General features: G+C 37.9%; 24 protein-coding genes. 7 read left to right on the top strand and 17 right to left on the bottom strand.

Features of this window, described 5'->3' with window-relative positions:
* Positions 1-11: 11 nt before the first annotated feature.
* The 8 genes from AC2JF6_RS04610 to AC2JF6_RS04575 all read right to left on the bottom strand — a co-directional run bounded on the left by AC2JF6_RS04610 (position 12) and on the right by AC2JF6_RS04575 (position 8,692).
* Positions 12-1,454, bottom strand: coding sequence for an FGGY family carbohydrate kinase (locus tag AC2JF6_RS04610; protein ID WP_500729612.1), 1,443 nt, complete (start codon positions 1,452-1,454; stop codon positions 12-14).
* A 4-nt stretch (positions 1,455-1,458) separates the two neighbouring features.
* Positions 1,459-2,451, bottom strand: coding sequence for a 2-hydroxyacid dehydrogenase (locus tag AC2JF6_RS04605; RefSeq protein ID WP_500729611.1), 993 nt, complete (start codon positions 2,449-2,451; stop codon positions 1,459-1,461).
* A 320-nt stretch (positions 2,452-2,771) separates the two neighbouring features.
* Positions 2,772-4,175 carry a PTS galactitol transporter subunit IIC gene (locus tag AC2JF6_RS04600; protein WP_500729610.1) on the bottom strand — a complete coding sequence of 468 codons (1,404 nt, stop codon included), beginning with the start codon at positions 4,173-4,175 and terminating at the stop codon, positions 2,772-2,774.
* A 34-nt stretch (positions 4,176-4,209) separates the two neighbouring features.
* Entirely contained in the window at positions 4,210-4,503 is a 294-nt protein-coding gene (locus AC2JF6_RS04595) for a PTS sugar transporter subunit IIB (protein WP_500729609.1), read from the bottom strand.
* 5 nt (positions 4,504-4,508) lie between these two features.
* Complete coding sequence (locus AC2JF6_RS04590) at positions 4,509-4,949, bottom strand: PTS sugar transporter subunit IIA (protein WP_500729608.1); 441 nt, start codon at positions 4,947-4,949, stop codon at positions 4,509-4,511.
* Positions 4,950-4,977: 28 nt separating this feature from the next.
* Positions 4,978-6,030: a s-methyl-5-thioribose-1-phosphate isomerase gene (locus tag AC2JF6_RS04585; RefSeq protein WP_500729607.1), complete on the bottom strand. Its 1,053-nt coding sequence runs from the start codon at positions 6,028-6,030 to the stop codon at positions 4,978-4,980.
* 9 nt (positions 6,031-6,039) lie between these two features.
* Positions 6,040-7,272 carry an S-methyl-5-thioribose kinase gene (mtnK, locus tag AC2JF6_RS04580; RefSeq protein WP_500729606.1) on the bottom strand — a complete coding sequence of 411 codons (1,233 nt, stop codon included), beginning with the start codon at positions 7,270-7,272 and terminating at the stop codon, positions 6,040-6,042.
* 52 nt (positions 7,273-7,324) lie between these two features.
* Positions 7,325-8,692: a Na+/H+ antiporter NhaC family protein gene (locus AC2JF6_RS04575; RefSeq protein WP_500729605.1), complete on the bottom strand. Its 1,368-nt coding sequence runs from the start codon at positions 8,690-8,692 to the stop codon at positions 7,325-7,327.
* A gap of 268 nt (positions 8,693-8,960) precedes the next feature.
* On the opposite strand from AC2JF6_RS04575, the gene AC2JF6_RS04570 reads away from it, so the two are divergent.
* The 5 genes from AC2JF6_RS04570 to AC2JF6_RS04550 all read left to right on the top strand — a co-directional run bounded on the left by AC2JF6_RS04570 (position 8,961) and on the right by AC2JF6_RS04550 (position 14,393).
* Positions 8,961-10,133: an iron-containing alcohol dehydrogenase gene (locus AC2JF6_RS04570; protein ID WP_500729604.1), complete on the top strand. Its 1,173-nt coding sequence runs from the start codon at positions 8,961-8,963 to the stop codon at positions 10,131-10,133.
* A gap of 619 nt (positions 10,134-10,752) precedes the next feature.
* Positions 10,753-11,517, top strand: a complete 765-nt coding sequence (locus tag AC2JF6_RS04565; RefSeq protein ID WP_500729603.1) for a DeoR/GlpR family DNA-binding transcription regulator — start codon at positions 10,753-10,755, stop codon at positions 11,515-11,517.
* A gap of 312 nt (positions 11,518-11,829) precedes the next feature.
* Positions 11,830-13,095, top strand: coding sequence for a M20/M25/M40 family metallo-hydrolase (locus AC2JF6_RS04560; RefSeq protein WP_500729602.1), 1,266 nt, complete (start codon positions 11,830-11,832; stop codon positions 13,093-13,095).
* 1 nt (position 13,096) lies between these two features.
* The gene (locus AC2JF6_RS04555) at positions 13,097-13,915 is read left to right on the top strand and encodes a DUF3100 domain-containing protein (RefSeq protein ID WP_500729601.1); all 819 of its coding nucleotides are present in this window, start codon (positions 13,097-13,099) and stop codon (positions 13,913-13,915) included.
* The gene (locus AC2JF6_RS04550) at positions 13,908-14,393 is read left to right on the top strand and encodes a hypothetical protein (RefSeq protein ID WP_500729600.1); all 486 of its coding nucleotides are present in this window, start codon (positions 13,908-13,910) and stop codon (positions 14,391-14,393) included. The genes AC2JF6_RS04555 and AC2JF6_RS04550 overlap by 8 nt, the downstream gene beginning before the upstream one ends.
* A gap of 361 nt (positions 14,394-14,754) precedes the next feature.
* Here AC2JF6_RS04550 and scrK read toward each other — a convergent pair whose 3' ends face one another.
* From scrK to AC2JF6_RS04525, 5 genes are all read right to left on the bottom strand, one after another.
* Complete coding sequence (scrK, locus tag AC2JF6_RS04545; RefSeq protein ID WP_500729599.1) at positions 14,755-15,627, bottom strand: fructokinase ScrK; 873 nt, start codon at positions 15,625-15,627, stop codon at positions 14,755-14,757.
* A 261-nt stretch (positions 15,628-15,888) separates the two neighbouring features.
* Complete coding sequence (tkt, locus tag AC2JF6_RS04540; protein WP_500729598.1) at positions 15,889-17,871, bottom strand: transketolase; 1,983 nt, start codon at positions 17,869-17,871, stop codon at positions 15,889-15,891.
* A 34-nt stretch (positions 17,872-17,905) separates the two neighbouring features.
* A complete protein-coding gene (gene ulaA / locus AC2JF6_RS04535) occupies positions 17,906-19,279 on the bottom strand; it encodes a PTS ascorbate transporter subunit IIC (protein WP_500729597.1) in 1,374 nt (457 codons plus the stop codon).
* A gap of 22 nt (positions 19,280-19,301) precedes the next feature.
* The gene (locus AC2JF6_RS04530) at positions 19,302-19,586 is read right to left on the bottom strand and encodes a PTS sugar transporter subunit IIB (protein WP_500729596.1); all 285 of its coding nucleotides are present in this window, start codon (positions 19,584-19,586) and stop codon (positions 19,302-19,304) included.
* Entirely contained in the window at positions 19,583-21,622 is a 2,040-nt protein-coding gene (locus tag AC2JF6_RS04525) for a BglG family transcription antiterminator (protein WP_500729595.1), read from the bottom strand. Before AC2JF6_RS04525 ends, AC2JF6_RS04530 begins: the two co-directional genes overlap by 4 nt.
* A gap of 289 nt (positions 21,623-21,911) precedes the next feature.
* On the opposite strand from AC2JF6_RS04525, the gene AC2JF6_RS04520 reads away from it, so the two are divergent.
* Complete coding sequence (locus tag AC2JF6_RS04520) at positions 21,912-22,046, top strand: AbrB/MazE/SpoVT family DNA-binding domain-containing protein (protein ID WP_500729625.1); 135 nt, start codon at positions 21,912-21,914, stop codon at positions 22,044-22,046.
* Positions 22,047-22,138: 92 nt separating this feature from the next.
* Positions 22,139-22,474 (top strand): type II toxin-antitoxin system PemK/MazF family toxin, encoded by a 336-nt coding sequence (locus tag AC2JF6_RS04515; RefSeq protein WP_500729594.1) that lies wholly within the window; start codon positions 22,139-22,141, stop codon positions 22,472-22,474.
* A gap of 137 nt (positions 22,475-22,611) precedes the next feature.
* Here the strand turns inward: AC2JF6_RS04515 and AC2JF6_RS04510 are convergent, their stop codons facing one another.
* The 4 genes from AC2JF6_RS04510 to AC2JF6_RS04495 all read right to left on the bottom strand — a co-directional run bounded on the left by AC2JF6_RS04510 (position 22,612) and on the right by AC2JF6_RS04495 (position 26,020).
* Positions 22,612-23,217, bottom strand: coding sequence for a response regulator transcription factor (locus tag AC2JF6_RS04510; RefSeq protein WP_500729593.1), 606 nt, complete (start codon positions 23,215-23,217; stop codon positions 22,612-22,614).
* A 96-nt stretch (positions 23,218-23,313) separates the two neighbouring features.
* The gene (locus tag AC2JF6_RS04505; protein WP_500729592.1) at positions 23,314-24,348 is read right to left on the bottom strand and encodes a sensor histidine kinase; all 1,035 of its coding nucleotides are present in this window, start codon (positions 24,346-24,348) and stop codon (positions 23,314-23,316) included.
* Between the two features lie 53 nt (positions 24,349-24,401).
* Positions 24,402-25,139, bottom strand: a complete 738-nt coding sequence (locus AC2JF6_RS04500; protein WP_500729591.1) for an ABC transporter permease — start codon at positions 25,137-25,139, stop codon at positions 24,402-24,404.
* 5 nt (positions 25,140-25,144) lie between these two features.
* A complete protein-coding gene (locus AC2JF6_RS04495) occupies positions 25,145-26,020 on the bottom strand; it encodes an ABC transporter ATP-binding protein (protein WP_500729590.1) in 876 nt (291 codons plus the stop codon).
* Positions 26,021-26,138: the final 118 nt, after the last annotated feature.

The following is a 26,138-nucleotide window of genomic DNA, read 5'->3' as shown; positions in this document are numbered from 1 at the left end:
TTTCTCCCATTTTATATAGTGTTAAAATTTATATTTTCCCAAATCTTATAACTCTCGTTTAAAGCGTCATTATTTTCAGGGTGATATTCAAATCTAATTTTCTGGTTTTTATCCTTTTTAGATTTTTTAAAAGCTGAATTAATAGCTTCAAAACATCCCATTAGGGACGGTTCTTGAAAATTTTCGTATATCTTAATTGGTATACCAGTTAATGTTGATACAACCCTCGGTATTACCACTGAATTCATTCCACCACCACAAGCTACAATTGTATTAAAATCAGAATTAATGTCCTCTTTCAATTGATTCACTTTTCTGGCAATTGAAAAGCCTATATCTAAGCCTATACTTCCCACAAGCATTTCTTTTGTAACTGAGTCAGTAAATGGAGGTGATAAGAAAAAGCCCCCGTATCTTTTACCACCAGTTAATTTTATAAAGGTTTGTGTAGTAAAGCTTGCATAGATACTTTGTACAGTATTTAAATCAATTTTTTCTTCAATATCTTTATATGAACTATCTGGAAGAAAAAGTCGTTTACTTCTTTCATAATTTAAACCTGTAACCCCAGGATTATACTCAAGAACATAATCTTTACCACCTAAGTCCAAATCTAACCAATGATTTTTTTGTACTAGTGGATCTTTTACTCGTACACTTACAGGACTGGTTGTGCCCGAGACTAAGCACAAAGTTTGAGATTCACCTTCCGGTAAAACAGCTTTCATCGCCAGTTGGGTATCAGCTCCACCTACAACAAATTTACATCCATTACCACTAATACCAAATTTTTTCAGTAGTTTTTTATTAGTTATGCGAAAAATTGATTGAGAAGGTATTATCTTAGGTAAAAGAAGAGAATCCAAGTGAAAAATCTTTGTTAAGTCTTTATCCCACCTTTTTTCAAAAATATTAAACAGTTGTGTCTCAGCAGCTTGAGAAGGTTCAATAATCAATTGATCGCAAAATAATAGCGCAAATAACTCACTTAAGCTAGTAAATGAATATATTTTTTTAAATAATTCTGGTCTCTCATTTTTTAAGCCAATGAGTTTCATGGCCAAAAAATCACCGGAAAGATTTCTAGCTGTCTTTTGAAAAATTGTCTCACTTTGCTTTGAAAATTGATTTAAATAATGATTACCTCTATCATCAATATTAGGAATTCCAAATACTACTTTCCTATCTCGATCTAAACAGAAAAAAGTTTGCCTGGCTCCAGAAACCGTTATAGCTGTGATTTCTACATCAAACGTTTCTAGAACTCGTCTTGAAGCAATAGCTAAATTATTTAAAAATAATTTAAAATCTATTAGCATGCCACCAAACTTGTCTTCTTTATAGATGTTCTTTATATGCTGTACATCATAAATTTTTTTATTTTCGTCTACTAACGCTACACGGCTACTTCCAGTACCTACATCAATTAATAAATAAAAATCTGTCTGTACCATTTTTTTAACCATCTATTACAGAATAATTAATTACATTGGCATTAGTGTAATCCTTGTTTATAAAGTTAATCATCGAATCAATTGCTATTTCTGATTGATGCAAAACAACTTCATAAGTTGAACCACAAATATGAGGAGTTGCAATCACATTATCCAATAAAGCCAATTTCAAGTCATTTTCAGTCTTAGGTGGTTCAACATCTAAAACATCTATAATTCCACCACTAATATTTTTATTTACCAAACAATCATATAAATCATCATTATTTACAACTGCAGCTCTAGATGTATTAACAAATAGGGCATCCTTCTTCATCAAGTCAAGGTATTTGTGATCAATCATTCCTTCTGTTTCTGAAGTAACTGGCAAATGAACTGAGACAATATCGGAATTAGTAAACAAATCTGACAGATCTGTTTTTTGGGCTTTAGTCTTAGATGTTTCAACATAAGGATCATAAAACAATATTTTACAGCCAAAATTTTCCAAAAGTTTAGCAGCCGTTTTAGCCACAGCTCCAAATCCAACAAATCCAATGGTTTGTGAATACAACTCATGTCCCTTCCAAATGTAGTAAGGGGTGGTGCCAGGTTGCCAATTGCCATCAATAACCCATTTATTTGCCTTAATAACCTGTCTTTGTTGACAAATTATTAAGCCAATAAGCATTTCTGCAACCGCCTCTGCATTTCTAGCTGGTGTATGAATCAAAGGAATCTTATGTTGATTTAAAGCTTCCACATCAATATTTTCAGGTGTTGATCTGCAATCTACAATTAACTTTAACTTCTTAGAATTATTTAAAACTTTCTCGTTTATTTGATCTAGCTCTGTAATTAAAACATCTGGATCAATTTCTGACATTTTTTGTGCCATTTCATCCGGGTAAAAACGTTTCCCATTTTTAGTCCAAGGATCATAAACTATATCATCAAAATATTGATTCAATTTTTCTCTATTTTCATCGGTGATCTCAGCTCTAATGTAAATTTTCATATAAAAGCTCCTTAACCTATATATTTTTAGTTGTCATGAATAATTTCGGAACAATGTTTCCATCCAAAACTGAACAATGTAATACTTTTCAATCTCTTCTGCCAAATAAAATCAAATGCTCCAATGAATCAAAAAAGTTGTTTACTTATTATCAATCGTACAATTTTACTTTTTATAAGCGCTTACAGATACATTATAGCATTTTACAAATATAAAACAAATAAATCATCTAAAAACATTGTTTTTATTTTTGCTTTTTTTGCTTTTACATAAAAAAGGTATTGTCTTTATTGGACAATACCCTGTTAACTGATTAAATTTTATAAAGTTTTTGGTTTTTTATTTAAAATATTCGAATAGTCTGAAAGATTTTCAATTATATTAGTAACCTTTTGTTTATTCTTCTTATAGTATATAAATTGAATAACATACAGTATTATTACTATGCCAATAATAATTGGATTCTGCGTTAAAAAAGCAATTGTAATTAATCCCATTAATATATTGGCAGCAACAAAACCTATTACCATTAAACTCCCTTTTGGCATTGTAACTCCTGTTTGTCTAGCAATTTTAGTAAACATTGGGGCAAAATAAGATCCAATATATAATTGGCCAGAAAATATTAAAACATCCATAATAAGTGCTTTAAATATATTCCCATTTGCTAAAGCAACGTTTATTTCCGAATCATAAGCAAAACCGGTTAAACACATCACAGGAACAATTAAATTACCCGGAAGAACAAATGCAAGAATTAGAGCAAATGGTATCATTAAAATTCCAGTAGTCAAAGTTGCTGTCTCACCATAACCTAAAGCATCATTCACGGCCACATACCATTCACGACCACCTTTCTTCATTGATTTTTGTGAAGCAGCAGTGATACTTGAGAATGATGCAGCAAAGATACTTCCAACCTTAGGAAAAATGGTCATAACCGCAGCAGTAGTTACCGCCGTAGTCAATATTTGACCCCAAGAAGATATAGAAGTCAGTGTAGTGAAATTTCCTATTAGTCCAAGCAACATACCAACTAAAAAACCAATGATCATTGGATCACCCAGAAAACCAAGCTTTTGTTGAATTTTTTCTGGCTTCAGTTGAATCTTATCTGCACCTAACTTAGAAAGTAAGTAATTCAAACCAAGTGCAAGTGGAACATTACATACTTGATGGGGTGCTGATAAAGTACACTGTGGATACCCATAATAAGTAGACCACCGCTTGGCAATCATTTCAGAATATAATAAACACACTAGATTGCCAAACAACATTAACAAGCTGGCTAACCAAACATTTTTTGTAATTAAATATAATTCTGAGCCCCACAATATCAATGAATAGTTATTCCATAAATCACTAGGCATAAACACATTGGTCCATTTTATAGCAAATAGAAATATTTGAAACGCTAATAAAATACCAATAAAAATCATTCCAATACGTGTTGAATAAGCTATAACTGCTGTTGCTTGCCATCCAATATCCAAAACCGGAAGATTAAGATGCGCTATTTTCAACATCTTATCAACTACAGGTGCAATAACGGGCGTAAAGTAATCAGTAATCATACTAAAGCCAACTAATCCAACGGCAGCCAATATTGCTGAATTAAACGCCTTCTTAACATTTAATTTCATAAATAAGCATATAACGAATATTACAACTGGTACAAATATATTTGGACCAAAAGTGTCCATGATTTCTTTAAAGGTTTGCATATTATGTCTCGCCACCTTCCTTTCTTAACAGTTTTTATTCTTCCAAAGCATGTTTGATTTCTGAATATACCTGTTCCTCACCTATCCCCGTCAAAAGACCTGTAGCATTAATAATTGGAATATCAAAGTTACCAGGAATTGGAGAAGTAAAAACTACCAAATCAAATTGACCTTCTGGAATTCTTTCTGAAGCCTGTTGTGGATTCAATTCTTGTGATTTTACGTTATATCCAAGTGATTCAATATAGGTAGATGCTTTCTCTGCCACCATTGTAGAGCTAACAGTACCAGAACCACATACCGCCAAAAGATTTATTGTTTTTGACATAATAATTATTCCTTCCAAGATAATAGTGCTTTTAATAGGTCATCTGATTCATAAGTTTTTTTCAAGAAGTTCTTATCCTGAAACATCTTCATTAATTCTCTTAAATCTTGAAGCTGTTCCTGACTTCCCGTTGAACAAATAAAAAAAACCATTTTCACTTTAACTTTTGTTTTTGTATCACCCATTTGTCTAAATTCAATTGGATTGCTTAATCTAGCAACAAAAATACCATTTTTCTTAACATTTTCAGGGTCACAATGTGGTATCGCTACTCCAATTGTTTTCGTTTTTAAGCCAGTTGGGAATTTTTTCTCTCTTTCAATTAAAGCCGACAAATATGTGTCTTTAACTAAACCTTCTTTATAAAGCCTATCTGCTACTTCCTTAAACAACTCATCCCTGTCTACTTTTAAATCATCCAAAAGTAATGCTTTATCAAATTTCATTTTTCACCTTCGAATTTATATTTAAATTTTAATAGAAGTTTTCTTCACCCAATTTTGCATATGCATCAAGATTAAAAGGTGAAAACACTCCCCTATCTGTCACAATTGCGTCAATCAATGTTGGTGGTGTCACATCAAATGCTGGATAGAGTGAATGGACTCCCTGCTCAGCTATTCTCTTTCCCACAAACTGCAAAGCTTGTTCAGCATCACGATACTCAATTTGAATAGCGTTACCATTCAATTTATCTTGATCAGGAATACCTGTGACAAAATATGGAATTTCCACTCTTTTAGCTAAAATAGCTATCTGCTTAGTTCCAATTTTGTTGGCAATATGACCATCCATTGCAATTGTATCTGCAGCCGAGGTATAGAAATCAATGTCTCCACGTTCCAAAATAAAATTAATCATGTTATCGTCAACAACCGTAGTCTCAAACCCAGCCTCTTTAAAACAGCTGGCCGTTAATCTACTACCTTGCAAAAAAGGTTCTGTAGCAGCGTCATAAGCTCTCAAGGTTTTGCTAGTTTCTTCTGCCCTGCGAATAATGGCTCCAATAATTGTTTCGCCATAACATTGTGTTAAAAACGCTGTGTTATTTGGCATTAAATCAACTAAATAATCACCAACTTTTTGCATTGTCATGTAACGTCGATTTAAAGAATTAAGAGTATCTTCAAATGCTACTTCAATAGCTGATTTTCCTTTAGAAAGGGCGTCCTTTTGAAGTTGCAAGGTTCTATTAGTAATTGCCGAATACCGATTAGCAGTTGTAGGTCTAGCATTTCCTAATTCTTTTGCTGCTTTAGTCAAAAATTTTACTTGGTTACTTTCGCTTTCATCCTTACATTGATAAGCCGCCAGAGCCATTCCCATACCAACTGCTGTATATGGACCTGCACTTTGAGTAACCATGTCCTGAATCGCTTGAATAATTTCCAAATATGTCTTACAGTGCACAAAACTTTTTTTATTAGGATATACTCTTCGATCTAGGATTCTTACTTCACCATCTTCATACCATGCCACATTTTCATACTGCAATAAAAATGGCATACCTTTATCTTGTCTCTTCATACTCTTCTCCTAATATCGCTTCGTAACTTCCATAAAAGTATTATCGATATCTTCTATAACCTCAGAACCATTGTTATAAATTTTTCGATTTAAAATCAAGTTAATTCCAATTTTCACTAAAATCTGCATTACTAAATTTTGTGTTTCCTGGTCCTCAATAGAAGTGATTTCAATCACCTTGGAATCGCCAACAGTTCGTCTTATTATTTCAGTACCCGCATAACCTAAAGTATCGTCTTTGACTGAACGCAAATATTGATTTTTGTATAAACGCTCCTTATATAATGGAAATTGAACAATTTTGTCATATTTAATGGACATTTTTGCAAATGTTTTATCAAATACTGTTGCTACCATATTATGAAGCCAATATATAAACTCTTCGTTACCTTTCTTATTTTTTTGTAAAAAGACCTTTTGTACTATATATGGAAAAACAAGATTACCTAAGACATTTCCAATGTCATAGCCCATGGGACCATAAAAAGCAAATTCGCTATCAAAAATGCGTACATCGGTATCATTAACAAATATAGAACCACTATGCAAGTCACCATGAAGTAAGGCTTGTGCATTATTCATAAAACTATTACGAAGCTCTCCAACATTAGCTCTTAAAATTTTATTATCATAAAGGTTCTGCTTAATAAATGAACTAAGTTTCTCATCAAAGACGTTTCTTCTTTTGTAATCATAGTATGGTTCAGTTAAGACTAGGTCTTCACTAATACGGCAAGTACCAGGATTTACAAAATCTTCTACCAATTCCTTTTTTTCTCTACTTTCCATAACAAGATCAGTTGTTGGAAGCAAAACATTTACCATAAAATCTGTAATTTGCTCATTAAGTTTAGGATAAATATGCTCTTTTTTTAGCTCATAGCGTAAATTTTTAAATTCAGAGACATCTTCCATTAGAATAACGTGCATCTGCTCATTGTAATCATAAACTTGTGGAACCTGTCCACCACTTAACTTACGTTGAATTTCTAAGCATCTGTGTTCAATATGTCCTCTATTTTGATCAAGTGGATTGCCAGAAGTTCTAATTGTCTTGCCCGTTTGTTTAAGAATCAATGATTTCTTGCCACTATAAATTTTATAAACATGATTTATGTTACCATCGCTCACTTCGACGGCATTAAGATCATTAGCTTTTATATTGTTAAAAAAATTTGTACGATCTATTACGTATTGCTTTACACTTTCATCATTCAAATCAAAATATTCTCTATAATCCATTTTCTACCTCCTCAAAAATATATCAATAATCATTTAATCCCTTTTGAATAGACTATTCCTTTAGAAGATGTCCCTCATCATCTAATTCTTCAAAGTTTTCATATGAATCTGCTTTTTTGCTCTTTGGAAAGCTTACAAATACAAATACTATCGCAGCAATTAAAGTTAGATAGCAATACCATACATATGGCATTACAGCAACCGGAGAGACTTTAGCCATACCTCCAGATACTAGTAATTGTCCCGCATAAGGTATAAGACCTTGAACGTTAGTAGCAAACATTGACAAAAAAGTTGCAACCCTTTTTCTTGAAAGATTAAATTTCTTACCAATTGTAACTGCCATTGGCCCAACAGCAACAATTGCAATAGTATTATTAGTGGTAGCGACACAAAGAAGAATAATTAGCATGCCAATTGAAAGCTCGGCACCGTGCTTAGTTTTTGTATATTGGCCTAATTTATCGATTAACCACTGTATTCCCCCAAGATACTTCATCATTTCCACAACGCCACCAACAAAAATTGCGATAATGGCCATATCTTCCATACCAACCATACCTTTTTGTATGTAAGTCATTGAGCCAATCCAACCAAAATCACCATGTAAAACACCAATTAATATTCCTGAAACAACCCCTAAGGTTAAAACAGACATCACATTCATTCCAATTAATGATAGAACGATTACCAATGCATATGGAATGATATCTACAAAACTAAATTGATAGTTTGATGATAAAGAAATATTTTTAATTGGAACAAACGCTAAAGCTACACAGTTAATAACTATAGCTGGCAAATAAACCATAAAATTCAACTTAAATTTGTCACGCATCAATACTTTTTGGCTTTGAACGGCAGCAATTGCAGATGCAGAGATAAACGAATTGTTATCACCAAACATAGCACCACCAACAACTATACCTGCCATTAAAGCTGGATTAACACCAGTCTTATTTGCTACATCAATAGCCACTGGCATTAAAGCTGCAATCGTCCCCATTGATGTTCCCATAGCAAAACTTAAAACCATGCCAATCAGGAACACGCCAGGTAAAATCAAATTTTGTGGCAATATACTTAATCCTAAATTAGTTACTGAGGAAACTGCATGCATTTTTGTTGCTACTCCTTGAAATGCACCAGCCAAAATAAAAATAACTACCATAGTCATTAAGTTAGTTTCACCACCGCCCTGGCAAAAGAGCTTTACTTTTTCTGAAAGCTTTAACTTCTTTCCACCATTTTGTGGTGGAAGAGCAAAGGAAATTATCGCAGCAATAATCATCCCTACTAAAAGCGGCATACTATCAAATTTACCACTAATTACACCAGATAAAACATATAGAACTAGAAACCCAATTAAGGGTACAAGACCTATAAAAGACCCTTTAGTTTTTTGTTTTTGTTCATCCATTTTTGACCTCTTACTCTATAATTCCGTTTGGTTCCAGCAAGCGCTTACAGTTGTAAGTATAGCATCAAAAAATAATAAATCAATATAAAACAAATAAAAACAAATATTTTTGATACTATTTATTGTTTTATTTTACTTTTATTTGTCAAAACTATTGAAATCGATTACATTTTATGAAATACTCTAAAGTGATAACTCAGAACTAGCATTATTAATCTTCAGGGACGCTATAGTGCTGGACTTGTATTATTTATTTGGAGGTATTTAGATGCAAAATTTCAATTATCGTAATCCTGTTACCATTTATTTTGGTAAGGGAAAAGAAAAAATGATTGGCAAATTAGCTAATCATTACAGCAAAAACAAGAAGGCCCTTGTACTTTATAGCGGAGATTATTATGACACACTTGGGATTTCAGAAGTAGTTAGATCGTCATTTGCGAAATACAATATTACTTATGAAAAAAATGGTGACATTGTGCCCAATCCAAGAATCGAATTGATAGATAAATTGGTTAAGGACGTCAAAGAAAAGGATATTGATTTTATTCTAGCCGTTGGCGGTGGATCAGTTATTGATACAGCAAAAGCTGTTTCGGCAGGTGCTTTATATGATGGTGAAACTTGGGACTTCTTTACAGGGAAAGCTGAACCAAAAACTGCTCTACCAGTGGGAATCATTTCAACTGCTGCATCCTCAGGTTCGGAGATGTCTAATGACAGTATTGTTAACAATGCAGACCATAAACTCACTTTAGAAAATAATGTTATTCTTCCAAAGTTTGCCATAATGAATCCGGAATATACATTAAAATTCCCTTTATATCAGACTGGTGCTGGTCTTTCAGACATGATGACGCATATGCTAGAACGCTATTTTACCACAGTAGAAGATGTCAATCTGACAGACCGGCTACTTGAAGGTGCAATTGAAGGATTGATGGTCACTGCGTCAAAACTGAAAAAGAATCCCGAGGACTATCAAGTACGCGCTGAAATCATGTGGGCTGCAATTGTTGCTCATAATAGTTTTCTTGAATGTGGTCGTGAGCCTGATTGGGCTTCACATCGAATTGAAAACGAATTAAGTGCTGAATACGGTATTACGCACGGTGAGGGCATGGCTATTGTATTTCCAGCTTGGATGAAATATACTAGTCAATTTTTACCGAAAAAATTCCTTCAGTTAGGTAGTAGATTATTTAATTTAGATAGCTACGAATATAGCGACCAAGAAATAATTGATATTGTTATAATGAATTTTAAAAACTACTTTACAAATGTTGGAATGCATAAGAATCTACGTGAACTTGGCATCAAAGATAATACCAAATTTAAACAGATGGCGCTTAACGCAACGCAAAATGATTCTGCACCAGTTGGTCACTATAAGAAACTATATTCAAATGATATAATAAAAATTTATAATTACGCTTTTTAATAACGATTCCTATCTTCAAATTTCAGTAATCACTAATTTCTATTTTAAAATTTGTAAGGATTTAACATATAAACAAAGCAAGTCTTTAAATTGATTCTAACTCTATATAACTGTTAGAAACATACAATTCAAGAGACTTGCTTTTATAATTCTTCACTATTACATTTTCTTACTCAACAATTTATTACCACTATTGAGGGTTTCAAACTATGATATGATAGATGAAATAAGACCTCATAGTGATCAGACATTATAAAGTAGCATGATAGGATGTTTATTCGATTTTTACATAATAAATTATTTATTAAAGACTGACTTAATATCTTTACCATCCAATTGATTCATATTTTTACATAGACCTTCTGAAATAGATAACCTTATCATTGATGAAGGATAATTATATTGAATTGTTTTTAATCAAATTATGGAGCAACTTATATGAAACAGATTTATAATCTATTTATTCTTGTTATTTATATACTATTATTGATAAATATGACTGCAAAATTTATGCCTAACATATTAGCAATTACTATTTCTTTCGTAGTTCTAATCCCAGCGATTAGTAATCGGAGAAATAAACACTCTTAAAACATCACTAGAAGAAGGAGTTTTTAAAATGAAATTTGAAAGATTGAAGGAAATCGAAAACATCTTAAAAATAAATGGTAGTGTTTCTGTTAATGACTTATCACAAAGATTTGGTGTTTCAAAAGAAACTATTCGTAAGGATCTTGATTATCTTTCATCAAAGAAAAAGATTGGCCGTGTTCATGGAGGCGCATATTCATTTGAATATAGTAAAAGTGTTCCCTATCATGCCAGAAACAAAATGCTAGTAGACGAAAAAAAGAAGATTGCTAGTTCGGCTGCTGATCTAATAAAAGACGGTAACACAATATTTGTAGATTCATCTACAACTTCGATAACTGTTCTTAAAAAACTACTAAGTGACGGAAAAAAGATTAAAGTGATTACAAATTCCTTGGCTTGTGCTGACATTGCACTAAAAAATGACAATATTGACTTATATACTATTGGAGGTTCTCTTAATAAAAACAATGTCAGTTTCGAAACACAAAACATTGAATTTTATAATTTTTACAATGCAGATTATGCCATTATTAGTCCCTCTGGCATAGACATAAAATGTGGTATAACCGATTATAATGCAAGCATAGCAAAAATGTTAAATATCTTTATTTTAAGATCTAAACATACTTTAATCGTCGCAGACCACAGTAAACTTGACTCAGTCTCTACTTTTTCAGTTAGCCCATTAAACAATATATATGGAATAATAACTGATAATATTAAAAATAAAGAAACATGGATAAAAGCATCTAATCAAAATTCTTTTTTTATCAAGGAAACTGGGGTTTAAACAAACTTTAAAATGCGATCTTTATTTCGATCTCACAACTACACATTTCTAAGATCGGACTCTACATTTAAGATTTCAATACATAGTATTTGACTAAAATCATTAGAAAACAGCGCCAAGTGATTGAACTTGCCGCTGTTTTTTGATGTGCGAATTTTTAAATCTTTAACATGGATTTCGCTTTAACCAAATAATATTAATTACGAACTTTAATAGCAAATATTATAGTTTTTGTTCTTGTATTGTTGCTGATTTTATTTTATCCTTATTATTGTCACATGTCGCAATATAAGATCAAAAGGTGAGGATTCAATGTCAAATTTTCAAAAAAAATACCCTAAAATAGCTGAAATTGCTGATTTTTTGCTTCATAATCCAGAGCTTGGTTACAAAGAATGCAAAACATCTGAAAGGATTGAAGATGAAATTCATCAAATCAGCCCGAGATTAAAAGTCGAACATTATTTAAAAACCGGTTTAAGAGTAACGTTGCCTAATAACAAGCAGAAAACAATTGGAATCATCGCTGAAATGGATTCGCTCTACCAGCCCAATCACAAATTAGCAGATGCAAATACCGGTGCCGCTCAGGCTTGTGGCCATTACACCCAAGTCACTACCGCACTAGCAATCATGAATGAAGTAGTTGCCAATCACAGACTTGAAGACTTTGGTGCTAACCTGGCATTTATCTTCACCCCCTCTGAGGAGTTTGTCGATCTTGCCTGGAGAAAGCAGCAAAAAGAGACTGGCCAAATCGATTACTTCGGTGGCAAGCAAGAAGCAATCAAACGCGGCATTTTTGATGATATTGACTATTGTGTTTCGGTTCATGCAATAGGTGAGGACTTTGATGAGCGAACTATCGAAATCAACTGTGACCTTGCGGGTTTTAATTTTGTTTATTTTGATTTTTATGGCAAGGCCAGTCACGCTGCTTTTGCTCCCGATGCAGGCGTTAATGCTCAAAGCATGGCTACGCTATTCAATACCGCTTTAGCCTTGCAGCGTCAGCAGGTTAAGGATCCCAATCGCATAAGGTTTAATCCGGTAATTGTTGGGGAAAATCACGAATCGATTAACGTAATTCCTGACCACGTCAAGATGGGCACAGACTTAAGATTTTTCGACATAGACAACGCGCAAAAGCTAATGGACCGTTTTAAGCAAGCCGCAGAAGGCTGTGCAGCAGCTCTTGGCGGCTCCGTTAAGTCTGAACGGCAAGTTGGCTACCTGCCCTTAATTTCTAGTAAAAGCATGAATGCCTTTGTGAAAGATGTCTTTTCTGCAAACGAAGGGATTCCCGGTTTAATAGAAGATCGGGGCTACACAATGGCAGCAGGCGACATTGGCGATGTTAGCTTTTTAGTACCAACAATCCAAATTGGCTACGGCGGCTGGAACGGAACCATTCATGGCGATGATTTCACCTTAGTTGATCCTAAATTTGTTCTGGCAATTTTCCCCGAGTTTGTCTTTAACTGTATTCGCAAGATTTCAAATAATCTCGATCGGGTAAAAACTTATAAGAGAACAAAAGAAGAATATCTAACTGAATTAGAAAAGATGGCGCAATAAAATGAAATATTTAAAAGCATACGGTCCGCTAATTATTTTGGTGTTGCTAATAGATACAATTGCTGAAATGATCGGTATCCAGGTATTTAAAGTCGGCACAATCGAAATTTCGGTCTTACCCCTAGTGTTTGCGGTAATCATTGCTATTTTAATTTATTTGATTCCCGCAAAACCTATAAAAAAGCTCTATAGTGATAAACGCGTGAAATTTGCCGGCAAATACATGATTCTTATCATGTTGCCCTTAATGGCACATTATGGTGCCAATGTCGCTCCTAAAATCAACGAAATCATTTCCGTTGGCTGGGTTTTTCTAGTCCATGAATTAGGCAATTTAGGCACGATCATTTTTGGTTTACCGGTAGCATTATTGCTGGGCTTAAGAGAAGAAGCTATCGGTTCAACCTTGGGCTTGGGTCGTGAAGGCGAACTGGCATACATCAGTGAAAAATACACGCTAAATTCGCCGGAAGGTCGAGGAGTACTCGGAATTTATTTAATTGGCACCATTTTTGGCTCAATTATCTTCTCCATCCTGGCCCCGCTGCTTCTAGGAATGGGCTTTAGCTACAAGGCTATCGCAATGAGTGCTGGTGTTGGCTCCAGTTCAATGATGACCGCAGCTTCAACATCCTTAGCAGCTTTAGTACCTCAGCACAGTGACATTATTTTGTCCTTCGCCGCGGCCAGTCAATTGCTGACAAGCTTCATTGGAACTTATATCATGTACTTCCTGGCAGTACCCCTGCAAAGATTCATGTACACCCACATCACTAGACTGTTAGATAAAAAGAAGGAAGTTAATCCAGATCATGAATAAAGAAAACAACTTATATGAGTTGGTTAAAGATGCCACAATCCTTTTACTTAGTATTAGCTTAGTACTATTCGTGCAATGGGTTAAGTTACTTAAAAATCCCCAAAGCACGCCAATTACCACTGACACGTTCATTGGGCTGGGCATGTTATGGCTTTTTTCACTGTTAGGCATAGTTATCAGCATGCTAATGAAAAAAGTGCCCTGGAAAATCATCCAGGGATTCCCTATTCTAGGTTGGGTCTCAATTGTTTCCCTAATTTTTTGTCTGATTAGTCCCTACTGCGTGCGCGTTATCAATGCTGTGGATTTTCTTTCACTAACGACCTCTGTTCTAGCATTTGCTGGAATATCAGTTACCACCCGTTTGAAGGAACTATCGAAGATATCGTGGAAGATTTTAATCGTAGCAATTTTTGTTTTCTTTGGCATGTACTTCATGGATACCTTAATCTCACAAATTGCCCTCAATCTTAGCTAAAAATCGTGATTGCTTCAATTTAATACGGTCCCCGGAATTAAGACAATTTTGGGGATCTTATTTTTATGGCCAAATTAACTCGAGAACCAAAAATGAAATCTTTCATCATTAGCATGATTATGGCATTGGTTCTAAAAATTGCGTACCTTAGCCGACCAGCGGCCAAGACCACCAAGCCGCAAAAATAGCCCGGACAGCCACATTGACTACTGCAGCACCAAAAGAATCGAGAGCAAATTAAGAGAACTAACTCCTTCTGAATATTGAGAGTTAGTCCTCAGCTAGAATTTATTAAGCTGGCCTAATTTTGGGATTCACACCACTTGCCGCTGTTTTTTGATGTGCGAATTTAGTTTGAGTTTTATTCCCGCAGCATGCGCTTGGCCAGTGCAAAGTCGCCGACGGTGGCCGAGCCGTTGTTGCTGATCTCCGGCATCATAATGTACTGGTCGAGTGCTGGAACATGGACGTAGCCGTTCAACAACTGGTCAAAGTCCCGGCGCACTTTTTGTAAGAAACTTTCACTCGTGACGCCGCCACCAAAAACAATCTTATCGGGACGCAAAATCAACGTAACCTGGAGGGCTGCCTGGGCAGCGTAATAGCTCATGATGTCCCACACGGGAGCGCTCAGGGGGACATCCTGGCCCTTTTTGCCCAAGCGCGCCTCAAAGGTCGGCCCGGAGACCAGCCCTTCCAGGCAATCCTTGTGAAAGGGACAGACGCCGGCAAAGTCGAGGTCATCGGGGTGGCGCTTAAGCTTCACGTGGCCCATTTCGGGGTGGCCGAGTGACCCAACGAGCTTGCCGCCAATGATTGCGCCGCCGCCAACGCCGGTGCCAACCGTATAATAGACCAGTGAATCGACGTCCTCGTTGGACAATTGCGCCATAACATATTCGCCGTAAGCAGAACCATTCACATCCGTGGTAAAGTACATCGGCACGTCAATGTGTTTTTTGAGAAAGCCCACAAAATCGGTATTGCTCCAGCCCGCCTTCGGTGTGTCGGTGATGTAGCCGTAATTGGGCGCCGTTTTGCGCACCTCGATTGGGCCAAAGGAGGCGATGCCGATTGCTTCTACCCCCGATTCCTTGAAGTAATCGGCAACTTTTTGCAGGGTTTCCGCCGGTTTCGTTGTCGGAAACGTCACTTGGTCTTTGACCTGGTAATTCTCGTTGCCAACGGCACAGACGAACTTGGTGCCGCCGGCTTCAATTGATCCTAATAGCATTTAGAGCTCCTTTTCCGTTAAAACTATTTACCTATAATTTTACGCTAAATTCCAACTTGTTTTTATTTTAAATCGTCTTTGCTTTTTAGCAGTAATGATTATCCGTGTTGCCAAAAAGAGTTTCGCAGGCGGTACACTGCGAAACTCTTTAACTTTAGAATTAATTTACTCAAATTAGAATCACACAATTATTCGGTTTACAGTTCCCAATTAAAATTAACCAGAGGTGGCAGTGAAGATACTAATTAGACTTACTCATTTTTAGAATTTTTCTAAATAGGTCTTAACAATATTGTCTACTGTGAATCCTGATTTTCTAATTAATTCGTCCCCATCACCACTTTCGCCAAAGTGATCAATACCAATTGAAACTCCATCTATGCCAATAAATTGGCCCCAGTCGTAAGTAGATGCCATTTCTATAGAAATACGATTCCTAATTGACTTTGGCAATACTTCTTCCTGGTATTTTTTATCTTGCTGTAAGAACAATTCAAAACTTGGCAGCGAAACCACACGAACATGCTTGCCAGATTCAGCCAATTTTTTCTGTGCGTCTAATGCCAGACTAACTTCTGAACCAGTAGCGAGCAAGATACCTTCTGGTTTTCCGTTTGGGGCCTCGGACAGAATGTAGCCTCCTTTAGAAACACCGAATTCAACTTTATCTTCATACTCCATTAAAGTTGGCAGATTCTGTCGTCCTAGTATAAATACAACCGGCTTTTTATTCTGATTAATCGCATATTCCCAGGCGTAAAGCGTCTCAAGATAATCCGCCGGCCGGTAAACAATCAGGTTGGGCATTGCCCGAAGACCTTCTATTTGCTCAATCGGTTGGTGTGTTGGACCATCCGGACCCAATGAAATGGAATCGTGACCAAACAGAAAGATTGACGGAATTTCCATTAGTGACGCAAGCCGCAGTGCATTCTTCATATAATCAGAAAAGATTAAAAATGTATTTGCAAATACCCTTGAGCCGCCGTACAAAGTGATACCGTTAATGGCTGTTCCTTCAGCAAATTCCCTAATTCCAAAGTAAAGATTTTTATTGCCGTACGCATCTGATTGAAAGCCTTCATCATTATCAAAGAAAGTTTTGTCCGAACTACCTAAGTCAGCAGAACCGCCCCAAAAATTTAAGTCGGTTTTTTCCGTTAGCTGCAGAATTTGGTGAATTGCATCGCGGGTTGAAGTTGCTTCTGGTATTTCACTTGAAGCACTACTCAAATCAATCTCAGCGTTGCTGCTAATGTTTTTAACTAATTTACCGCCAAGCTCGGGATTGTCTTCAAGATATTGCTTAAGCAACTCACTCCACTTATTATGAGCTTCTTTACCGTCTTTTTTGATACGATTAAATGCGGCATAAGAAGTTTCAGGTATCTCAAACGGTCCGTATTCATAACCTAGACTATGCTTAGTGAATTCAACCTGTTCATCATTCAAAACAGCGCCATGAGCTAAATGACTATCAGCTACTGGCGAACCATAGCCAAGAACGGTGTTTACTTCGATTAACGTTGGACGAGCCTTCTCATCCTGGGCTTCTTTGATGGCTGCATCAATTTTATTTAAGTCATTACCATCATCTACTTTAAGATAATTCCAACCATAAGCCGCAAAACGTTGTGCAACATTATCATCACACTCTTGACTCATGCTTGCATCCATCGTATTACGGTTTGAGTCATACAAGACAATCAAATTATTCAAATGAAGGTGGCCCGCAAGACTGGCTGACTCGTGACTGATTCCTTCCATAAGGTCGCCATCACCAACAATAACATAGACCTTATTATTAATGACCTCATAGTTCGATTTGTTATATATAGCACTCAAATGTTTTTCAGCCATTGCCATGCCGACTGCCATACCTAGGCCTTGCCCTAAAGGTCCGGTGGCAGCATCGATACCTGATGTAGTTATTTCTGGATGACCTGGGGTTTTACTGCCTAAAGTTCTAAACTTCTTCAAGTCTTCAACAGAAATATCAAACCCTGCCAAATGCAGCGTTGCATATAGCATCGCCGATCCGTGACCGCCAGAAAGAACAAAGCGATCACGATTAAACCAATGAGGATCATTAACGTCAATTTTCATATTTTGGTAAATTGTGTAAATTAATGGGGCTGCGCTTAGCGTAATACCAGTATGGCCTGAATTTGCATTATGAATTTCATCAATACTCAAAGCCCTAATAGTATTAACAGCTAACATATCTTTATCTGTATATTTCATTTTTAACTCCTTTAACTTTTCAATTGGTGGTTAACTAGTTTTGTTTTGTTGATTTAACTGTATCTTTTTGCTTTTTGTCTAAAATAATTGAAACAATAAAGAAAACTACCAATGCAGCAACTAGCGCAGCAATGATTAACGTTCTGCCACCAAGCAATCCACTGTAACCAACATATGAACCAACAATTCCAAAATCTGCATCAGCATAGCTAGCCGTTCCCAGACCTAAATGTCCCAAAACAGGAATTAAAATAATGGGTACAAACGAGATCAGTAACCCGTGAACAAACGAACCAATAACAGCGCCACGGCGGCCACCAACTGAATTACCAATGACACCAGCAGCGCCACCACACATGAAGTGAGCTACTACACCAGGGATAACAATTGTCATATGGAAAGCTACCATCAAAAAAGTAGCAACTAAGCCACCAACAAAGCTGGAAAAGAAACCGATGATTACAGCGTTAGGTGCAAACGTGAACAGGATTGGTATATCTAATCCTGCTTTAGCATTAGGAACAAGCTTAGCCGAAATACCTTTAAATGCTGGAATCAACTCATTCAAAATCATTCTTACTCCAGCTAGCATGATATAAACGCCAGCTGAAAATGAACCGGATTCAATTAAAGCAAAGATTATGTAGTTAATCCCACCGCTCAATTTTTCAACGTAAACTGGGCCTGCAAAGAGAGCAATAATGATATAAGCAACAGCCATGGTAATGGTAACTGCAATTGTATTGTCCCGTAAAAAAGATACTTTCTTGGAAACATGTAAGTCTTCGGTGGAATTTGTGGGATTGCCAACTGCCTTAGCCACCAGACCGGCAATCAGGTAACCAAAGTCACCAGTATGAGCGATAGCTATTTCATCACTTTTAGTAACGTTTTTTACAAAAGGCTGAATTAAGGCTGGCATTATTGTATCAAAGAGTCCTAAGAATGTACCTCCCACAATAATTGAGGGCAACTCTGTAAAACCCGCAACTGCAAGCAGTACAGCCAGCATACAAGACATGTTAATCATCACGTGTCCAGACAAATAGATGTACTTAAAGTGTGATATTCTAGCTAGAATAACATTTACAATCATAGCAACTAGCAATATCATCGCCGTTGCACTGCCATAGGTAGTCAGAGCAGTAGCGGTAAAGGCCTCATTATTAGGCACAACCCCTTGTACATGAAAGGCCTGCATAAACATTTTTCCAAATGGAGTTAATGCATCCGTTATTACTCCTGATCCACCAGTTAAAACTAAAAATCCGACAAAGGTTTTTAGCCCACCTGAAATCACATCAGTAGGTTCCTTTTTTTGCAGCATTAATCCTAAAACGGCCACTAAGCCAACTAAAATGGAGGGGGTTCTAGCAATGCTCAAAAAGAAATTCAAAATTTCATTCATAGGTTATTACCTTTCACTTTCTTTATTCCACACTATTCAAATAACTTTCAATCTTCTTTTTTAATTCATCTTTATCAATAATGCTATTTAATTCCGTTACGTTTTCGCTACCGACAACGTTTTTTACGGCATCGTACATATCACGACCAACAAAGAAATGATCTGCCGTATCACGACTAAGACCGGATAAATCGACGTGTGTTGTTTCAATATCATTCCTGCCAAGTTGTTTCAACACATCCTGCATATTCATGTCAACCATGAATGATGAACCCACGCCAGTACTACAACATGCTCCTAATTTCATTTTTCGCCCTTCTTAATTACTTCTTCAATATCACTAACATTTTTAGCTTCCATTATTTTGGCAACTTCATTCTTATCACCGAGAATTTTAGCTAATTCAGAGAGCGCCCTTAAATGTGACGTCGAATCACTTGCAGCCAATACGATAATTAATCGAATTTGATGTTCTGCATCTACCAAATTAATATCTTGATCTAGCAATAATAACGACATTCCCAACTTCTTAACGCCCTGGCTCGGCCTTGCATGCGCTAATGCAATTTCATTGCCAATGTTGATATACGGCCCATTTTCTTTCACATTATTAATCATTGCATCTACGTAGCTATCAGCAATGTTGCCTTCCTCTACCAGAGGTTGGGCGCATAATTTAATCGCCTTCTCCCAGTCAAGCGAATGATCATGACTGAATCTAATTTTGTTACTTGTTAACAATTCACTTAGCAATGGTCCTATCCTTTTTTTCTTATTCTCATGTTTCTTTTTATCAACTAAAATTTGTCTTATTCCTTTTTCAAGCTCCTTCCTATTAATTACTTGAGTATTATCGTAAATGGTTTCCATAATTGCTTTATATTCGGTTTGAAGATTTTCGGAGTTGGTAATACCGTTAAGTTGAAAAAAATTATCAATATTTTGAAAATCTTTACTTGTTAATATCGAATTGACTTTTAACCAAGGTATTTTAACTGCTGTCAAAGAAGTATTACTGATTATTACTTCTTCTTGAATTGGCCTATTTTTCAATTCTGACGGAGATATTGGTAAACTAAAATTCAAGTACGGGTACTGCTCCACCATTTGAGTCAGCAAAAAGCCGGCTGAACCGTTGCTACCTGAACTAACTAGTAGCACTTTGGGTTCGTCATCATTTTTTCGCGTAATTTGTGAAGCAAAATAAATAGATATTAATCCTATCTCATAATCATTAAGACTTGCACCGATAAACCGTTCAAAAGGATGTATACTCATCTGGGTATAAATATAAATATCATGGTAATTACCCTTGATTAAATCAAAATTACTTTTTTGATATTGCTGTTGATACTTAACTCTAAAAAATGTAGTTGCTAAGTGAACTACCAGGTCCTGATGAAGTTTGCTTTCATCCTTAAAAGAACAATCAGCCAAATTTTTAAAGCTATTAATCACCGCATAAACTATTTTACTTATTTCACTATTAATACTATTTTTGGGTGACTTTCTTTTTTGACCACCCAGAAGTACAGAAGTGAGGTAATTTTTTTCAAAATCATTGTACCTATCCCCTAATAAAATTGATAGGAATGCAGTAGAAAATTTGTATTCTGGTTCTTCTCGCAACTTATCATTTAGTAGGTATTCCGTTCTCTTTGCTGTACTATTGCCATTAAAGATGCGCTTTAAAACCAATGCATAAAAATTTGCAAACACATAAATAAATTCATCAGAATAAATAATATTGTTTGAATTTTCAAAGGAATTCAACCACTGGCTAATTAAAAACTTGAGTTCCTTAATTTCCCTAGTTTCAAACTTATTTATTAGTTCATGATTGGAATATAACCATGAAAACAGGAATTGTCTAATTTTGGTTTCTGATCCCTTTAAAAAATGTCCTTCATAATTTGAAATGATTGTTATTCCAAAATCACTCATTTTTTGCTTAAGGTTATCGATATCTTTTAAAACCGTTTGCTTGCTTACACCACACCCTTCACTGATTTTTTGTATACCAAACTTGCCATCAAGTAAAAGCCCAATAAATTCTAAATATTGTCGCTCAATAGGACTGTATTTGTACCGATTTTGGTCAGCTAAATACTTTGTAATTTTCTGTTTGCTTTTTTCACTTAAGTAATAGCCCTGCCCATAAACATTCCGAGTTCCTTCAATATCTAGTACTTTAAGCTTTTTATTGATTAAACTTAAATTCTTGTAAACACTCCTTTCCGAAACATCGACCTTTTCAGACATATCACTGATCGTCATGAAATATTTGACCTTTACAAGGAGGTCAACAATTTTAAGTTGACTTTTATTAAATTTGACCTTCATCCGAATTGCCTCCTTGTTAAGTACATTATGAATAAATCGCTTCCATTAAAAAAGTTAACAAAGTTCAGTACAAAAACTGAACCAAAAAAAGTGTGAAGTCGTAATTTTCCGCACAATTATCAATTATCATTTTTTGTTATGCTAAAGGCAATCCCCCAAAAGACAAAGTAGTCTTATTTAAAAGTCAACATGTAGACACACAAGAGTTATCAAATTATTATAGCCATGCTAGTATGTAAGGAAAAAGTAAGGTGTATAAATGAACGGTGCAAGTTGGGCAAAATAGAAAATCACGAGCAAGAATCAAGTCACCATTCCGAAAACGGTGCGGGAACTTCTGAAGGTTCACCCAACCGATACGATTGAGTGGCAGATTGAACCAAGCAGCAGGATAACAATCGAACGCAGCAGACCCAACCTGTGACAAAGCATTGTAGAACAAGAAAAGAAATTCGGCACTTTTGATACGACTGACTTTGACTGGGGCGAAGACGTCAAAAGTGAGAATTTTGACTGATGAATTTGCACAAGGGCAACATTTTATGGGTAGATTTGAACCCAGCCAAAGGAACCGAAACCAAGAAAAAGCGTCCGTGCCTGATTGTCAGCAACAATAATTACAACCATCACTTTAATACGGTTCTCGTCGCTCCAATCAGCACGTCTGAAAATTATCATGCACTGGAAAAATACGTTGAATCGCCCCTATTTGTTGCAATTAATCCTGCGGACATTCACGGCACGGCTTTGCTGAAGCACATCAGAGCAATTGACCCGGCCAGACGCTCAAATGGTCGGGTAGTGGCCAACCTATCACAACCAAAAAGCGATTCAAGCAGCAGCATGATTTAGCAATTTTTCTGAAATTCAAACGCATAATCAATCACCACCAAAAAGGACCAATTTCCACTTTTAGAAATTGGTCCCTATTTGTCGTCTAATCAGTTGCCCTAAATGGCCGCCCTGCGGCAGCGATTCTCCACCACGCTTTACAGCCAGCCCTGCCTGCGGGCTATTTTGACCGCTTCAATGCGGTTTTTGGCAGCTAACTTGCTAAGAATAGCGGAAACATAGTTGCGGACTGTTCCGTTCGACAGGAACAGCTTCGTGCTAATCTCGGCCGTGGTCCAACCGGCGGCAATCCCGGTCAACACATTATGTTCCTGAACCGTCAACGGATCGGCGACGCCGGTCAGCACCGACTGCACGAGTTCGGGGGCATACAGGGTCTGGCCGTCCACGATGCGGTGAATGGCATCCACTAAGTCATCGCTGGAACTATCCTTAAGCAGGTAACCCTTGACGTCGGTAGCTACGGCCTGTTCGAAGTAGCCCTTGTGGGCAAAGGTGGTAAGAATAATGGCCTTGGTCGGCAGGTTGCACTCCTTTATCTTTTGCGCAATTTGCAAGCCCGTCAATTGGGGCATCTCAATGTCAAGCAGGACAACGTCGGGGCCCTTTTCCTGGATTGCCCGCCACGCAGCTGCGCCATTTCCATAGCTGCCGATGACTGCCAAGTCCGGTTCCAACCTTAAAATTGCGGTTAGAGCCGAGTTCAACATTGCTTGATCCTCGGCCAAAATAATTTTAATCATCTGCCTGCTCCTTTAATGGTAAGGTTAAATTAATCTTCGTACCGTGCTGATTGTTGCTAATCGCAAACTCGCCTTGAACCTGGTGCACGCGCTTTTTCATCCCCAGGATGCCGTGCGCACCATGCCGAATCTGCTGCCATTATCACTGATAGTCACCAGCGCCTGGTCACCTTCCTGGACAAAAATCAGTTTGACCTCATCGGCCCGGCTGTACTGCATCACGTTCGTCAAAGCTTCCTGCAAAACGGCCGCAATTGTTTCCTGGACCGCAACCGGCCACTTTTGGGCAAGCTCCTCATGCTGCGTAATTAGGGAAATATTTAGGCCGGCCAGCTTATCGGTTAAGTTAACCAACACTTCGGTCAGGGTCACCTGGCGCAGGTCGGTAACAATCTCGCGCACAAGGGTTAGGTTGCCCCGCGAAGCCGCCTGAATCTCGACCAGCTGCTGTTTGACCGCCACCGGATCACGCGTCAGTAGCTTGCAGGCTAGTTCCGTTTTGAGCGTGATGGTTGCAAAGGACTGACCTAGGGTATCGTGCAAGTCGCGCGCAATCCGGTCCCGTTCCCCGCGGCGAATCAGCATTTCGTAACGCTTGTTCTGCTGCTTCAGAATGCCCGACCGCACGTAAGTATTGCGAATTGACCGACCTCCCAAAGGCGAAAGGAGAACAAACAACAGAAAAACCAGGGACGTAATCAAATCACCGTGGTGGCTACTAGTAATGAAGGTTGCCAGCACAGTGAGCGGAACCTGCCGCACGAGAAGCAAGAGTCCCGCCGCAACAAATGCGTAATATGTCACCACGTATTGCCGAAAAAGCTTCTTGGAGACGGGCAGGGAGCCGATGACCCAGGCGGGAAACAAAAACAGGAAAAACATCTCCTGCAAATAAATCAGGACCAGGGCCAACAGGTACTGGCCGATGACCCAGAGTTGCAGCTGCGGAGTCACAATCCAGCTGTTGCGGTAAAACCACGCAAAAACCATTAACAGGATTAACGCCAGCTTTTCTTTACCAGTGTGATAGGGAAACATTTGTATCAACGGAATCCACAGCCACTGTAGCCACAGGTACGGCGCAAACCCAAAGCGGCGAGGAAACAAAATATACTTATGGATAAAAGCCATCGGTCCATACCCTTTCTCTGCTATTTTACACGTTAATTACTAGTCTATCATTATTATGCGGCCCTTTGCCGGCATCTTTGCAAAAGGACAATACAGGCAACCCCAATTATTAGCCAGATCAGCTCGCCCGCGCATGAAGCCTGGGCCCAGGTGTGCTGCTCAAGCAGCTGGTTAATTATGTTTGCGGTCTGATACGTCGGCAGCAGCTTGCCAATGCTTTGGAGCCAGGCGGGAAACATCGTCAGCGGCCACCACAAGCCGCTGAGCATTGCCATTGGGAAAACAAGCATGGAAGAAATCAGGTTGACCATGCCGGCATCGCCCAGATACGTGATTGCGGCACCCAGCAGCATCAGCGTAACGCTGCCTAAAGTCGACAGCAGCGCAATAGCAATCCAGGCAACAATGGACAGGTGAACCCCAGCCATTAAGCAGCCCACTAACTCGATTGCCAGCACCTCAACCAGCGTTAAAGACAAAATAGTGAGGAAGAATGATGCGTAGTACGTCGTTCTGCTAAGTGGGGTCACGTCCATCAACCGCCAAAAGTGTTGGTCTTTATCATCCAGTGTGTTGTTTGAAACCGTGATGATAGAGCTTAACAACGTCGCAAAGAGAAGCATGCTCACCAGGTATGTCTGCTTAAAATTACCAGGCATCCCCTTGCCCATCACATTGGTGAAGACCAGGTAAAAGGCCGCGGGGAACAAAATGTCGAAGGCAAAAAAGCGTAAATTACGCAAAATCAGCCGTTTGAAGTTAACCTGTGTCAATGCCAGAAAGTTTTTCATATCGTTTACTCCTCGTTAATTTGCTCAAAAATATTATCCAGCGTCGTTTGATGAATCTGCAGATCCTGAATTTGCGTCATTTGCGGTGCCAATTCCTGCAGGAACTGGTCGACGTTGGTCACAGAGAAGCGGTAATGCTGCCCTTCGTGCAGTTCCAGCTGACCCGTCGTCAGGTGCAACTGGTCCACCGCTATGGCACTCACAAACTCGACCGTATTCCGGCTAAACTTAGCCCGCAGGGCTGCCAAGGAGCCGTCGTGGAGCAAGTGCCTATCTTTCAAAAAGAGAATCCTGCTTGCAACACCTTCAATCTCCGCAAGGTAATGACTGGTGACGATTATTGTCTTGCCCTGTGCGGCCAACTTTTGAATGTACCGCCAGAAACCATGACGGCTAGTGGTGTCCATGCCCGCGGTTGGTTCATCTAAAACCAAGAGTTGGGGATCACCGACCAGGGCCAACGCAAAGTTTAATTTGCGCTGCTGGCCACCCGACAGCTTGTCGACGTAATTATGGCGATTGGCGCCTAGGTCGGCAACCTGCTCCAACTGCTTCATTGACAATGCCTGCGGGTAGGCCGTCCTCATCAATTCCAGCAGTTCACTGGCCCGAACCCGCTTCATAATCAAGTTGTCCTGAAACATGACGCCGATCCGCCTTTTAACGACTTGGGTTTGGGGTGCCTGCCCGAACAACTTAATGCTGCCGGCAGAACTGGGTTGCAGCCCCAGCAGCAAGTTAATTAGGGTGGTCTTTCCCGCGCCGTTAGCCCCCAGCAGGCCGACTACTTCGCCTGCGTGAATAGTAAAATCAAGGTTTTCCAAAATGGTTTTACTGCCATAACTTTTACTGAGGTTTTTGCTCGTGATGATTTCGGTCATGATTTAGCTCCTTTTAAATAATGACCTTAGCTTAGCAATCCCCCAATCGCCGGAGAAGTCATAAACGTCACAAGCTTGCATGACAGATGTCATATAGATATGAGTTATAGGCATCCCG

It is taken from the genome of Lactobacillus sp. XV13L (assembly GCF_059900875.1).
This window is presented reverse-complemented; position numbering and strand designations above follow the sequence as displayed.